General features: G+C 47.7%; 12 protein-coding genes. All 12 read right to left on the bottom strand.

Annotated features, from left to right (window positions below; genetic code table 11):
- Window positions 1-3 precede the first annotated feature (3 nt).
- The 12 genes from ABD931_RS00575 to ABD931_RS00520 all read right to left on the bottom strand — a co-directional run bounded on the left by ABD931_RS00575 (window position 4) and on the right by ABD931_RS00520 (window position 12,615).
- Window positions 4-1,425 (bottom strand): L-fucose/L-arabinose isomerase family protein, encoded by a 1,422-nt coding sequence (locus tag ABD931_RS00575; RefSeq protein WP_345262856.1) that lies wholly within the window; start codon window positions 1,423-1,425, stop codon window positions 4-6.
- A gap of 143 nt (window positions 1,426-1,568) precedes the next feature.
- Window positions 1,569-2,333: a DeoR/GlpR family DNA-binding transcription regulator gene (locus tag ABD931_RS00570; protein ID WP_345262854.1), complete on the bottom strand. Its 765-nt coding sequence runs from the start codon at window positions 2,331-2,333 to the stop codon at window positions 1,569-1,571.
- A gap of 338 nt (window positions 2,334-2,671) precedes the next feature.
- A complete protein-coding gene (locus ABD931_RS00565; protein ID WP_345262852.1) occupies window positions 2,672-3,163 on the bottom strand; it encodes a TlpA disulfide reductase family protein in 492 nt (163 codons plus the stop codon).
- A gap of 92 nt (window positions 3,164-3,255) precedes the next feature.
- On the bottom strand, window positions 3,256-4,914 hold the full coding sequence (locus tag ABD931_RS00560) for a carboxylesterase/lipase family protein (RefSeq protein WP_345262850.1): 1,659 nt from the start codon (window positions 4,912-4,914) through the stop codon (window positions 3,256-3,258).
- A gap of 371 nt (window positions 4,915-5,285) precedes the next feature.
- A complete protein-coding gene (locus ABD931_RS00555) occupies window positions 5,286-5,915 on the bottom strand; it encodes a hypothetical protein (RefSeq protein WP_345262848.1) in 630 nt (209 codons plus the stop codon).
- Between the two features lie 267 nt (window positions 5,916-6,182).
- On the bottom strand, window positions 6,183-6,800 hold the full coding sequence (locus tag ABD931_RS00550; RefSeq protein ID WP_345262846.1) for a hypothetical protein: 618 nt from the start codon (window positions 6,798-6,800) through the stop codon (window positions 6,183-6,185).
- A gap of 139 nt (window positions 6,801-6,939) precedes the next feature.
- The gene (locus ABD931_RS00545) at window positions 6,940-7,563 is read right to left on the bottom strand and encodes a hypothetical protein (protein ID WP_345262844.1); all 624 of its coding nucleotides are present in this window, start codon (window positions 7,561-7,563) and stop codon (window positions 6,940-6,942) included.
- A gap of 391 nt (window positions 7,564-7,954) precedes the next feature.
- A complete protein-coding gene (locus ABD931_RS00540; protein WP_345262842.1) occupies window positions 7,955-8,536 on the bottom strand; it encodes a Crp/Fnr family transcriptional regulator in 582 nt (193 codons plus the stop codon).
- A 242-nt stretch (window positions 8,537-8,778) separates the two neighbouring features.
- Window positions 8,779-9,960 carry a serine hydrolase domain-containing protein gene (locus tag ABD931_RS00535; protein ID WP_345262840.1) on the bottom strand — a complete coding sequence of 394 codons (1,182 nt, stop codon included), beginning with the start codon at window positions 9,958-9,960 and terminating at the stop codon, window positions 8,779-8,781.
- Window positions 9,961-10,127: 167 nt separating this feature from the next.
- Window positions 10,128-10,697, bottom strand: coding sequence for a DUF4256 domain-containing protein (locus ABD931_RS00530; protein ID WP_345262838.1), 570 nt, complete (start codon window positions 10,695-10,697; stop codon window positions 10,128-10,130).
- A gap of 37 nt (window positions 10,698-10,734) precedes the next feature.
- Window positions 10,735-11,535 (bottom strand): SDR family oxidoreductase, encoded by an 801-nt coding sequence (locus tag ABD931_RS00525; RefSeq protein WP_345262836.1) that lies wholly within the window; start codon window positions 11,533-11,535, stop codon window positions 10,735-10,737.
- A gap of 75 nt (window positions 11,536-11,610) precedes the next feature.
- On the bottom strand, window positions 11,611-12,615 hold the full coding sequence (locus ABD931_RS00520) for a zinc-dependent alcohol dehydrogenase (RefSeq protein WP_345262834.1): 1,005 nt from the start codon (window positions 12,613-12,615) through the stop codon (window positions 11,611-11,613).
- Window positions 12,616-12,819 lie beyond the last annotated feature (204 nt).

Raw genomic sequence — 12,819 nt, 5'->3', positions numbered from 1 at the left:
AAATTATTCATGCGTATATACTTCCCAGCCCATATAATTCTCGAAGGCTTCTTTCAGGATGCCGGCCGTTTTGGAGGCATTCATCACCACATGGTGTTCGAAGCCGTTCCGGCATACATACTGCATCAGTCCCTGGAGATTATCGATTTGGGCCACGGCGCGGTTGCCGAAGGTGTTCAGGGCGTCATCCGTTAATCGACCCTCGCCGATGTAAGCTTTCATAATGCCTTTGGGGTCATCGGTGCTGATGCGGCCGAACGTCAGCGGAGAGGCCGGAGTACGCCCGGCCAGGGCACCGTAGGTATTTTCTTCGCCCACCGTTGTGCCCAGAATGGGCGCGGTACTGATCTCAATGTCGGGCAGGAAGGATTTGGCCCAGTTGCCGCAGTGAAACAGCACACACTTGTTTTCGTCGTCGGCGTAGTTGTTGTTCCAGTCCACCAGTGCACTGGGCGAACCCGATGCCAGTTGCATAGCGTACATGCTGAGGGTACCCGTTACGTCGACTTCGCAGGCGCTGGGGAGCATGTTTTCGCTCATGATGCTCATGCTGGTGCAGACGTTGCACCCATAATTCTGCTGGAGCGAAGTCCAGCACTGAATAGCGGTTGCATCCAGCGCGTGTTCGGCCATGAAATCGGCCAGCACTACGTCCAGCTTGGCAATCTGCACCAGCCGGTCATCTGGAGTGCGACCGGTGGGGGCATACGCCTTAATGGCATCGAGCCGGTTTTTTACCGACTGGTCGGTTGCGGTCAGTTTGTTTGCATTTCCCAGAATATGTGATAAGTCGATGGTCACGACGGAAATGCCGTTGCGCTGCAATATTTTCTCGCTGTAGCGTACCGTATTGAACGCACCGGGCCGGGCACCCACGGCCCCAATACGCACGTTGCGCAGCCCTTTTACGACCCGGCAAACCGCCACAAAATTGGTCAGGTCGGCGGCAAAGCTGGGGTCCGAGGGGTGCACCACGTGTTTAGTGGTCAGCGAGTAGCTGATGCCGTACTGATAGAGGTTGTTGCAGACCGAGATTTTGCCGCACCAGGCATCGCGCCGGCGGGCCACATCCATCCGGTTCAGATCGTCCGGGTAGGCCTGAATCAGCACCGGCACGTCGAGCCGGGCGAGTTTCAGCGTTTCAGCGATACCTTTTTCGTCGCCAAAATTAGGTAGTACCACCAGCACGCCCATGATTTCGCCGGCATGCCGGCGAAACAGCTCCGCGCATTTCTGGGCTTCGCCAAACGTTTCGACACCGCCGAGTTTGGTAGCTGATTCGTCAAGCATGACAGGCTTGATACCAGCTTGCTGAAAGGCTTCCAGCAAATCGGCGCGGCATTCACCGACCAGTTTGTCCGGAAAGAAATCGCGGTTGCCGATGATGACACCCAGGGAGACGGGTGTGCGGTTCTTGTCGTTCATAGCTTTTGCCTGGACAGACGTGGTTAAGGGCTTCTAGTTTACCAGACAAAAGTAATAAAAAGAAAACAAAAGAAACAAATCGAAATAAATAAAAAATTTCCCCCTTTTATAGTGAAGACCAGCCAAACAGGAGTACAAGCACTCTAGGTCGCAATAATCAACTCAATCTCATTGTCGTGAAATACCTGTTTGTGTTTTTCTTCGATGCCGGCGTCGGTGATAATATAGTCGATGAGCGACAAAGCACCCAGGCTGGCAAAAGCGCTTTTGCCGATCTTTGTCGAGTCGGCTACCAGGTAGGTCGTGTCTGCGGCATCGATCATCGCTTTTTTGACCACCAGGTCGCTGATGCTCGGGTAGGTTAGCCCCGATTTGAGGGAGATGCCGGCCGTTGCCAGAAACAGTTTCTGCACATTGAGCCCCTTGAAGAAATCGGCCGCTTTCTGACCAGTCAGTGACAGCGTTGGCGGTTTGAATTCACCACCCGTTACAATCAATTCAATACCGGGTTCAGCGCCCAGCATCATGGCTATATTCAGGGCATTGGTAATGACCGTCAGTTGTTTATAGCCTCGCAATTTTTTGGCAATTTCGGTGGTTGTCGAGCCCGAATCCAGAATAATGCTGTCCCCACTTTCGATAAATTCCAGGCATTTAGTGGCAATAGCCTCTTTTTTGTCGATGTTGTCCTGGTTACCCAGCGAAAACGTCCGGACCTGGTCCTCCACATTTTTCAGGTAAGCCCCACCGTGTTCCTTGATGACCAATCCGTCTTTTTCCAGTTTTTCAAGGTCCTGACGAATAGTAACTTCTGTTACTTTAAAAAGACGTGCCAGGTCAACTACTTTGGCGGAGCCGTCTTCTTTTAATAGTTCAAGAATTTTATCCCGACGCTGATTGGGCAGCATAAATGCGTTTCCTGGTTGATGACGATCAAAAGTAAGGAAAAGTCCGGTATTCCAGAGAATGAACAATAAAGATAAGTAATCGATAGCAAATAAAAGCGACCGGCATTTGCCCGCTAACTAATCAGCGGCTTGCTACGCGTCTTTCCACTTGATGCCGCAGCCGATAGCGCGGGCCGAGAACGAACGGGCTTATCCGCCAGTAATTCATTCACAGCATCCACATCACCTGCCTTATACACGCTAAAAGTCGAACGGGTACTCTTAAGTGCCACCGAGACCATCAAGGCCGACACCAACAGGCTGAACAAGGCCAACAGCTTAAACTTTTTCTTAAGCGATTACAGTTTGTATTGGTTGATAATGGATTGAAGTTCTCCTTCTTTCAGGGCTTTCCCGATAAACCGCCGGACCTTACGCTTGCGGTTCAGCAGCAGGGTCATCGGCAACGCCCCCGACCATTCCGGCACCAGCCTGTCTACCCAGGTGTTCAGGTCGGATTCGTTCAGCAGCACAACCGGGGTCTGTAGCTTCCGGGCCTGGACAAACGGAACCACTTTGGTGTTCAGCGTTGCTTTATTGTCCATACTCACCAGCAGCACCCGTACCGGTTTGGTAGCGTAGGTCTTATGCAGCATTTCAAATTGCGGCAGTTCCTTCACGCAGGGCCCGCACCAGGTTGCCCAGAAATTAACCACGTACAGGGTGTCGGTAGGCCGGCTGATTATCCGGTTTAGCTGCTCAAAGGTAATGACGGGCACCGACTGCGCCAGTAGCGTGATGCGGCCCGCGCTGATGAGCAATAAACCAAGAATGACCGTTTTAAAACGCATGGGTTATATGGGTTGTGCGGATAGTGCGTCAGGACGGTAGGGCTGTTCAGAAACGGCTTACTGTTTCTGAACAGCCTCAGGCTATGTAACGGCTACGCCAGTGATTTCCGTGCCTCTCGATCGGGATCATTGACCAATAGCGGGGCGTCATCCAGGACCATAGTCTCGCCGTTTGGGGTCGAATAAGGTTTCCAGGTGGGTAAACCGCCCCCGTTGGGATTACCGGTACGGGCAAAGTTGATGAACGACTTCGCCATCTTTTCCGATAAGGCCCGTGGCCGTTTGCCGCCACCCGTATGGGTCAGCATCAGGTCAGTGTTGTAAAACCAGAAACAAATATCATCGCAGTGGAAGGCCCGCATCCGGCCGTCGAACAGGGGCGGCTGCCAGCCAAACCAGGCCACGTAGACCGGCGCTTTTTGCTGCGACACCTTGGCGTCGGCGGCTGCAATGGCGTTCTTCCGGTTGGAGACAATCAGTGCCCAGATTTCAATGGGGCGGGCCTTGGGGAAGTTCTTTGCGTATGCATCCACGATTTCTCCGGATTTCTCGCCAAAACGAGGTTTGATCTTCTCCTTCACTTCGGCCAGCGAAATCTTTTCCAGTTCGGCATTGGTCCGGCTGGGGTTCTGCTCATGGAAGGTCGAGCAGATCATCATCGGTATATCGGCCGAGAAATCGTTGGGACTGCTGAAAAACGCTCCGTCAGCCAGCGTGACACCGTCGGCCACGGGTGAGTAGCCCCCGCGCACGAGGTTGAGCCGTCTGGCTTCGTCGGCCATTTTCTCGACGGCCCGGTTGGCGATGTCGATGTACTGCCGCCAGGGAATCTGCTGAAGCTTGTCGATCTCCCCGGGCTTTAAACCGGCCTCTTCCAATACTTTCAGGCCCAGCTTTTCGGAGTACTCTTTGTTGACGCCAGCAAGCGAACTGCCGCTCAGGGCAACCGCCTTATGGAACAGGCCTTTTGCCAAGGGCATGTTCATCAGCGTGGTCACTTTGGCACCACCACCCGACTGACCGATGATGGTCACATTATTGGGGTCTCCGCCGAAGTTGGCGATATTGTTTTTCACCCATTCCAGAGCCGCCACCATGTCCAGGTTGCCTACGTTACCGGAGGCCGCATGCCCACCTGCCGCTTTCAGATTGGTATAGCCCAGCGCCCCGAGCCGGTGGTTGAGCGAGCAGAAAACAACATTACCCAGCCGGGCCAGGTTTTCGCCGTGGTAGCCATCCTGCTCAATGCCGTTGCCGTTGACAAAGCCACCGCCGTGCAGCCAGACCACCACCGGACGCTTCTGGTTATCCAGGGCCGGCGTCCAGACGTTGAGTTTCAGGCAGTCTTCCGACACATCGTCGTAGTTCCAGTGGTCGACAAACGAGGCATAGGGATTGGCGTACCGCTTTTCCATAATCTGCGGAGCCGAGTTGCCCCACCACAGGGCCGGCCTGATTTCGGTCCAGGGCGTAGGCTTTTGCGGAGGCATAAACCGGTTCTTTCCGGAGGTGTCGGCCCCGTAGGGTATGCCCAGGAAGTTATGAATACCCCGCAGAATAAACCCCCTGACTTTGCCGTATTCGGTGTTGGCAATGGCGATGTTGTCGCCTACAAACAGGATCTGGTCGTCGGCCGATGGCTTAGCGGCCTTCGGCGGCTGCGTACCGGCAGCCAGGGTTTCCTGGGCAATACCCAGCGTGGCGGCTCCCACACCCAGCGATTGCAGAAAATTACGTCGTGATGGTTTCATCAATAGATATCGGTTAAAGGGTAGAGAAAAATAGAGCAGGATGACCGGCATAAGGTCATCCGTTACTGAAAGCGCGAAGGTTCAGCAAACTAATTTCTTTGACGAGAGAAAGTTACCAAAAAGGATCTGGTCGAATGCCGGAAAAGCGAGGGCAGGTGCCCGGTTTTCCGGTTTGAATGCCGGGAGCGGCAGGTACACTCAGGACTAAGCCGGTGCTTATTTAGCTACTCCGCTCATCAGTAAACTGCACTTGAACCTACCACAAAACTGTCAAACGAAGCACTGCACCCACCATTATGCCAAACCACAATGGGTGGGTGCAGTGCCGTCTGTGGTTGTTTTAAATCAGCTTTTCGCCTACCGCTAAACTACTAAAGATTAAATCCGATATTAAGTCCTGGCTCTGGAAAGATGAATTTAGACCATTTATCATCAAGCTGTTTAAATCCATCAGGCAATTGTGTATGATAAGCACGATGTGTCATACAAATGGATGGTTGAAAGAAAAATTTGTCCTTGAAGAGTTTGATGTGATAACCAACACGGTAGGAATTGAAAATCTGAAAACCATCAGTCATTTTCTTACCATGGTCATTGACAAAAACTTGCCAGGTAGGCATCACATCGAGCTGGGCATATAAACCTTTCCATAGAAACCGTGTGTAAGACGCAGTTATGCCATACTCACGAATGTACCCTGGAAATTTTTCTTCTGGCTTTTTGTAGGCTTTGTTTAAAAATGGATGAATACCATTTGGCCAGGCATATTTCCAGGTTTTTGGAGCTACTGTAATTACATCTCTTCCTGTAATCCGATAGCCTATATTGAGTTGAGCGAAGTTGGGTGGGTTTTCTGTATCAAAATTACCCAATAGAACAAATAAAGAAGTCCCAATGAACCAACGTTTGTAAACGCTATCCTGTTTGGCATATTGTGCATTTACGTTTAGGCTGCTTGCCAAAACAAAGCTTAGTCCAATCCAAAAAATTCTCTTTTGCATGTTTTTTAAACTTACGTTAATGATACAGCAAAAGTAGATTGTTGTGATGATATACGTCGTTCACTTAAGTTAAGAAATGCATCTAGCTTATTTTTCCGAGAATTCTTACAATTGATTGTGGTTTGATCCCTAAACAGAAGATTACAACGTGATGAAGATTTATGGTCGGGCGGGGTTAGCTTCGCTGATTATCAATTCGAAGCATCCAACAAAACCAAAATGCACCTCGATACGGCTGGGGGCACTTGTGTTAGCGGCTGGGAATTTTTATTTACCAATTAATATTTCATATTCTTTTGGTATTGTTACTCCTTTAAAATGGTTTGTCAAACCGAAAAACAGGAAAATGGTCAAAAGGACACCAAAAACCAGAATCGCAATTGATTGTATTTCCGGCGGAAAATTCAAAATATTTCCGTTCATTTTTTTCCTATGAACGGCAGCGATATGTCCAAAAAAAGAAATAATGGCCAGTCCATAATATGGTATAAAAAATAAATTATACGGGAAAGAATTTAATCCAGCTACACCAAAATAAAAGTTTGTATCAAGATGTAAGAAAAAACGTCCGCCCAAAACGGCACTTATATGCATTATAAAAAAAACTACCAAGTATAATCCTGTCCAAAGGCCAAGTTTTTCGAACTTAGTTGTTGTTATTTTTCTATAACTTTTAAAAAGTTTCAGACCTGAAATGATTTGTACAAAGACTCCAATTAATAAAATAGACTCGACGAATATATTACGATAAATTAATCGCATAGTATTCATAACGTTAATATGATTATCTGCACCAAAAACACTCAACATATGATTGACTAAATGTAGACTAATAAAAATTGCAATTGTTAGTCCAGATACAAAGTGAATTTTTTTTAATGTCATTTTTCTACAATTGTTAATGGCCACAGGATGTTACTTACAGCAAACAAGCAACATTTATTTGTATCAACGCTTGAAGCAATGCAGCATATTTTGAGGGAAATATAGCACATTCAATAGACACCGTTAATCAGTGTAATTTTTAAAATGTAAACCCAAAATCTAACCCTGGCTGAACAAAGTAGTTAGGCCAATTTTTCTCAACTATGTTAAAAGATTCTGGAACACCAGTCCTTATAGGCCAATAGCTAATTCCAATAGCTGGTTCAAAAAAGAAGCGGTTTTTAAAAAACTTAAACTGGCAACCCAAATAGGCGTCAAGATATAAGGTGTATCCGTTTCCAATCTTTTTTTTATGCTCATCCAAATATTTTTCAAATGCATTCAAGGCATAAACGGATGTATAAACACCTTTCCACCAAAAACGCTGGTATCCAAATGTAGGCGCAAGTATGCGTGCATGGCCGGGATAGTTTAGTCCTGATGCATCAAATGACGGCCCAAAAGGAATACCTAATGGCCAGGAATAAATAGACCGTTTAAATCTAAAGGAAACGACATCTTTAGGTGTTATCCGGTATCCAACATTTAACTGTATATATTCAGGTGGATTTGGGTCATCAGGAATCAAATTTCCTAACATCAGGAGTGAACTACCAATAAACCACTTTTTATAGGTGCTGTCTTGTTTAGCCTTTTGTGCACTCACTTGTAAACTGCTTGCCACAACTAAGGCAAGGCCAATACATAAATTTTTCTTTTGCATTTCTTTCCTTCTTTTGTGATACAATACGGCAAAAGTAGATTGGCGAAATGCTAAAATTTGTTCACTTAAGTTAAGTAATGAAAAGTCTTTACAGCCGTGCCATACCAACCTGGCACGGGCCACCCCGCGTCAGGTTCGTAACGTCACCGCCGGGCGGCCCCGCAAAACCAGGGGTGCCTTTAGCGCAGATGCAGGTTTACAAACGCTGGTCTATCTAACGATCCGGAACCTGCAACTCAACGGCGCCGGCAGACCGGTGAGAAACGACGACTTACAATTGGAAGGAAGCAATCAATCTGTTCAGCATTATCGTTGGGGAACGCATCAAACAACAACGCTTCGACTACCCCAAAGGTTGACACTGTTCAGCATGCACGCCCATAATGAAACCTTAACCTTTATCTTTCTCCAAGATTCTTGCTCTTAACCTGCTTAATGATTGTGGTTTTATACCAAGATAACTGGCTAACTGGTGTTGCGGCACGCGCTGAATAAGGTCCGGTCTTTTTTGTAGTAAGTTCAGATAACGTTTTTCAGGTGAAGATGTCTTAAACTCGTCAAAGTCTATTTGTTGTTTAGCTAATAATTCTTCCGACAACATTCGGCACATACTATCAAATTTTGGAAATTTACTGTTTATTTCTTCTGACATATCTGTATTCGATATAAGAAGAATACTGTCTTCAACACAACTTATAAAATAATCAGAAGGAGCATTATTTATTACACAATGAGGTGTCAGGGCGTCTAGTTCTGTGTAGAAAGCAGTTGTTTTTTCTTCTCCATCTATGATGTAATAAACCCGAATACAGCCTTTTAAAACAAAATAGCTTTCTTTCGACCTCTGCCCTTCTTTGAGTATAACGGTTCCTTTTTTTAGTGAGTGAAACAGGTCTAGCGAAAGTAATGCGTTCTTCTCATCTTCTGTCAGAGAAACGTATTTTGAGATAAAGTTAAATAAGATGTCTTGCATTGTATTTTCTGTTATTTCTGTTGTCGTTTACACTTGGCACTAATGTTCAGGGGTTAGCAATTTGTAGTGAATCCCGTGTTACGTCTGCCACACAACTGAAGTTAATTATTGATTTACTGCTGAAACCAAGCTTCAATGGCCAATAGCGTTACGTCGAGCCGGTAAAGATGCCAAACTGACTATCAAAAGTTAACGAACGTATACGTCGGCCTGTATATTGCCAAACCCCTCGTTAGCTGCCGTTAATTCTTCTCATCATATGGAATGTAATTTTCCCAACGCCAGGGTGTGAAAGTGTCACCAATACTGTAAGCCAAAAGTTCTTTAAAAATACTTTCTCCGTTATCGTTGTTGGTCATAATGACAACTGCAATTTTTTTATCTGGAAAGCAAATTGAATAGTGTCCCCAACCATCATCGTGTCCTTCTTTAAAAAATGCTTTGCCGTATGGCGTTTTAAAAACACCAACGCCTAAACCGTAACCTAATTCTATATTGTCATTCTCCGTGCTATCGATTTTGGCCAGCGGTCCAAATTGACTTCTTGACTTAATTCTAACTTGTGTACTTGTCATTTGCTTGAAACTCTCTTTTGAAAGTCCTTTGCTACGAATTAGGGTTGTAAAAAATTTAGTAAAGTCTTCCAAAGTTGTACTCATAGAGCCACCTGAACTTGCCTCTTTCCATTTCATCAGTTCGTAAGGTTCGCCTTTTGGGTTGTGTCCATAACAGAGGTTTGGCTCAAACCGGGTTTTCCATAGGTAACTTGTATTAGTCATGCCCAATGGTTTAAAAACTCTTTCTTGGGCAATTGTTTCATAGTCTTTACCTGTTAGTTGCTCTATTACAAATTGCAACAGATAAAGTCCTTCGCCTGAATAGCTGTAACGTGTGCCTGGGTCGAACTTGAATTTTAGTTTTTTGTCTGCTTCAAACCAACGCCAATTTGGAAAACCTGTTGTATGTGTGAGACACATACGGGCTGTAATTTTTTTGTATCGTTCATCGTCTTTGATATCCTGATAACCTCTTCGCCAACCGTCTATCTTATAGTCTGGTAATGGCTTGTTCAAATATTCTACAAGTGGTTTGTCAAGGTCAAATAGTTTCTCTTGAACGTACAGTGCCGCAATGTACGCAAACACAGTTTTTGCAAAAGAACACCCATACATTACAGACGATTGTTCCAGCCGAATATTTTTTTGAACGTTAGCAAGTCCGTATGTCATGCTAAAAACAGGCCGATTATCGTTGAATACAGAAATGCCAAGTCCCGAAACATTTGCAACGTTCATTAGGTATTCAATCTTTGTATTCAAACTGTCCACAGTTATTTCACTTCCATCAATCCTTTTTATGAATTGTCCGAAAGTGTTGGCAGTTACAGAAACTAAAATTGCCACTACTAGAAAAAGGTGCTTCATGTTGGGTTGTCTAATTTACAGTGTCTGTCTTAATGGCAGCTAACTCCTAAATATACGAACGTTTTGTCGTAGCCCCTGTGTTCATTTGTACTTTGGCGGGTAAGGGTTGTACTTATGATGTTTTATTTATTAGCAGCGGAAAGCTCTTCCCGGTGGCCGGTCACTGCTTACACCCTCAGCGAGCCACGGAATCCCCGGACGGCGTAGTACGATGGCGCACTGTTATGGTATACGAAGACCTGGCCATAGCGGTACTCTGCAAACAGAGCACCGCCGGGTTTGCGGATGTCAGCCGGCGTTTTTATCCAACTCGACGATTTTGTATCAAACGTGCCGAGGCTTTGTAATGTCCGGTATTGTTCTTCCGTTAACAACTCAATGCCCATGGCCGTTGCCACGTCTATGGCGGTGTTTTCCGGGCGGTTTTCTTTTCTCGACTCCAGCCCTTCCCGGTCGTAACAAAGACTTCGGCGGCCTTTGGGGCTTTCGGTGGCACAATCGTAAAACAGGTATTCGCCCGTCTGCGTATCCTGCCCAACCACATCGGGTTCTCCGCCGGTTCTTTCCATTTCGGAGAGTGACCACAGTTTGCCGGCGTTAGCCGCCAGCTTTGCCTCAATAGCAGTCCACTCAAGCCCGGCATGGCGGTTCCGGTTTTTCTCAAAACGGGCTTTCAATACGCTGAGCAGCTGGTCCCGTTGTTCGGGTGACAATTCCTTCTTGTTCTCCTTTGCCATGATGAGTTTTAAGGTATGATAAGCGTTAACAGTAGCCTTACATCTCGTAATGCTTCCGGATCATGCGTTCGTAGACTTTGACCGGTAAAATCCGTTTCAGCAGCACGGATACTTTCTCCAGGGGTTTGCCTACCCGGTAGAGCCGCTGCACGTGCTCCGCCTTGATGATAGACTCCACCAGGGGACCAAATACGGCCGGGTCAATCCCTTCACTGACACTTTGATCGATCAGTTCATAGGTCCGGTCGAAGGTGGCTTTGTACACGCTATCGGCGGGAATCTCGGCCCGCAGCCGGTTTTTGTTGATATCGGTGCGGGTGCCGCCCGGCTGAATGGAGCAGGCCTGTATACCGAACGGAGCCACTTCCAGCCGCAGTGCTTCGGTCAGCCGCTCCAGCGCAGCCTTGCTGGCGCTGTAGGCACCCCGATACGGTAAGCCGGCTTCGGCAGCAATGGAGCTGATGTTGATGATGAGGCCCGACCGCTGCTGCCGCATCATCGGCAGCACAGCCTGTATGGTCCGGATTACTCCGCTCACATTCGTATCGAACACCCGTTGCACATCGGTCAGCGACAGCAACTCAATGGGCGCGGCAATACCCAGCCCGGCATTGTTAATGAGCACGTCCAGCCGCCCTTCCCGCTGCCTGATCTGCTCAATACCCTGCTGGATACTATCCGCGCTGGTCACATCCATAGCGAGCATCGCATACGGCTTTCCCGTGCCATCTCCCTGCCGCGAGGTACCATACACTGTATACCCACGCTGCGCTAAATACGTAGCAATTGACTCCCCCAAACCGGTAGAGGCTCCGGTGATTAAAATAACTTTCGACATAGCCCACAAAAGTAATCATTAGCCGCTTATACCTGACCCTTGTCTTCTCATCATCCTAAACCGGGCACAATCAGGTCAGATGTTGATCAGAATTTTGCTGTCATTTCCCTGGGCAGCCGTTACCAGTGCGGACGACAACTCATCGAACGAACGCTGCTGCGAAATAATGAAGCCCGGCTGAATTATACGGCTTTCAATGAGCCGGAGGGTACGTTTAAAATCAAATGGATGATCGTAGATAATCGAAGGAATAAGGGTAATACCTTCTCTGGCTATTTTCAACGGCGTAAATGAGGCTGCTTTTTCGGCTAGGCCAACCAGCACAATAGCCGATCCACGGGGAGCAGCGGCAGCGGCCAGGGTAGCCGTTAGACTTGTTCCGGCACATTCAAACACGGCACAAACGTCGTTGGCTAACCACGTCCGCGCTAGTATCTCGCCCTGCGCGGTCGGCGGGCAGACAGCCTCTGCCCCTAAATCGACAGCCATCTGCACTTTCGCTGCGTTGATCTCGGTGACAAATACCCGGTAGCCGAGCGCCAGCCCCAAATGAGTCAACAACAGGCCAATGGCACCCAGGCCAATGACGGCAATTGTATCCCCCGGTTTGGCACCCGACGCCAGTAGCGCATGTAAGGCCACAGCCATCGGTTCAATGGTAACCGCATCGGCATCTGAGACAGCATCCGGAACAGCCCAGCAAAAAGCAGCGGGTATTACCACGTATTCCGCAAAACAGCCCGGTTCGTTCAGCCCGATTACCCGCTTGTTGAGGCAGATCGTACCCCGTCCGGTCAAACAAAAGCGGCATTGCCGGCAGGGTATATTCGGCTCGACCACCACTCGCTCGCCGGGCCTTCGCCCCTGAACGCCGGCCCCAATGGCCTCAATATAGCCTAACCCTTCGTGTCCGATGATATTGGGTTTGTCTAGCAAGCGGTGGCCTTCAAACAGATGCACATCGGAACCACAAATGCCTACCTGTTTCAATCTGACGCGGACCTCGCCATACCCCGGTTCCGGTATAGGTACGTCTGAAAAATGAATAGTGCCGGGAGACAGAAGAAATGCCGCCTTCATACTGAGTGGGTCTCCAGGCAACTGCCGGAGTGTAGGTTACTTCATCAACAAACAGACAAAAGTACCACAGTTTTAGCTAATTAACTCGCCCGATCATCCATGACGACAAAACCAGCCCCATTTAAAATGCAACTGCTCAAAATGTGCAAACAAATTCTCAATACCGACAAGGATATACTCACTATAGTGCAATATTTTTGTAGA

The organism is Nibrella viscosa, assembly GCF_039541875.1.
In the GTDB taxonomy this organism is placed as follows: domain Bacteria; phylum Bacteroidota; class Bacteroidia; order Cytophagales; family Spirosomataceae; genus Nibrella; species Nibrella viscosa.
The sequence above is the reverse complement of the archived record's forward strand: the minus strand, read 5'-3'. Positions and strand labels throughout refer to the sequence as shown.

Coding starts and splice junctions, on each gene's coding strand:
- ABD931_RS00575 (WP_345262856.1), bottom strand. CDS start 1,425: ATGAACGACAAGAACCGCACACCCGTCTCCCTGGGTGTCATCATCGGC.
- ABD931_RS00570 (WP_345262854.1), bottom strand. CDS start 2,333: ATGCTGCCCAATCAGCGTCGGGATAAAATTCTTGAACTATTAAAAGAA.
- ABD931_RS00565 (WP_345262852.1), bottom strand. CDS start 3,163: ATGCGTTTTAAAACGGTCATTCTTGGTTTATTGCTCATCAGCGCGGGC.
- ABD931_RS00560 (WP_345262850.1), bottom strand. CDS start 4,914: ATGAAACCATCACGACGTAATTTTCTGCAATCGCTGGGTGTGGGAGCC.
- ABD931_RS00555 (WP_345262848.1), bottom strand. CDS start 5,915: ATGCAAAAGAGAATTTTTTGGATTGGACTAAGCTTTGTTTTGGCAAGC.
- ABD931_RS00550 (WP_345262846.1), bottom strand. CDS start 6,800: ATGACATTAAAAAAAATTCACTTTGTATCTGGACTAACAATTGCAATT.
- ABD931_RS00545 (WP_345262844.1), bottom strand. CDS start 7,563: ATGCAAAAGAAAAATTTATGTATTGGCCTTGCCTTAGTTGTGGCAAGC.
- ABD931_RS00540 (WP_345262842.1), bottom strand. CDS start 8,536: ATGCAAGACATCTTATTTAACTTTATCTCAAAATACGTTTCTCTGACA.
- ABD931_RS00535 (WP_345262840.1), bottom strand. CDS start 9,960: ATGAAGCACCTTTTTCTAGTAGTGGCAATTTTAGTTTCTGTAACTGCC.
- ABD931_RS00530 (WP_345262838.1), bottom strand. CDS start 10,697: ATGGCAAAGGAGAACAAGAAGGAATTGTCACCCGAACAACGGGACCAG.
- ABD931_RS00525 (WP_345262836.1), bottom strand. CDS start 11,535: ATGTCGAAAGTTATTTTAATCACCGGAGCCTCTACCGGTTTGGGGGAG.
- ABD931_RS00520 (WP_345262834.1), bottom strand. CDS start 12,615: ATGAAGGCGGCATTTCTTCTGTCTCCCGGCACTATTCATTTTTCAGAC.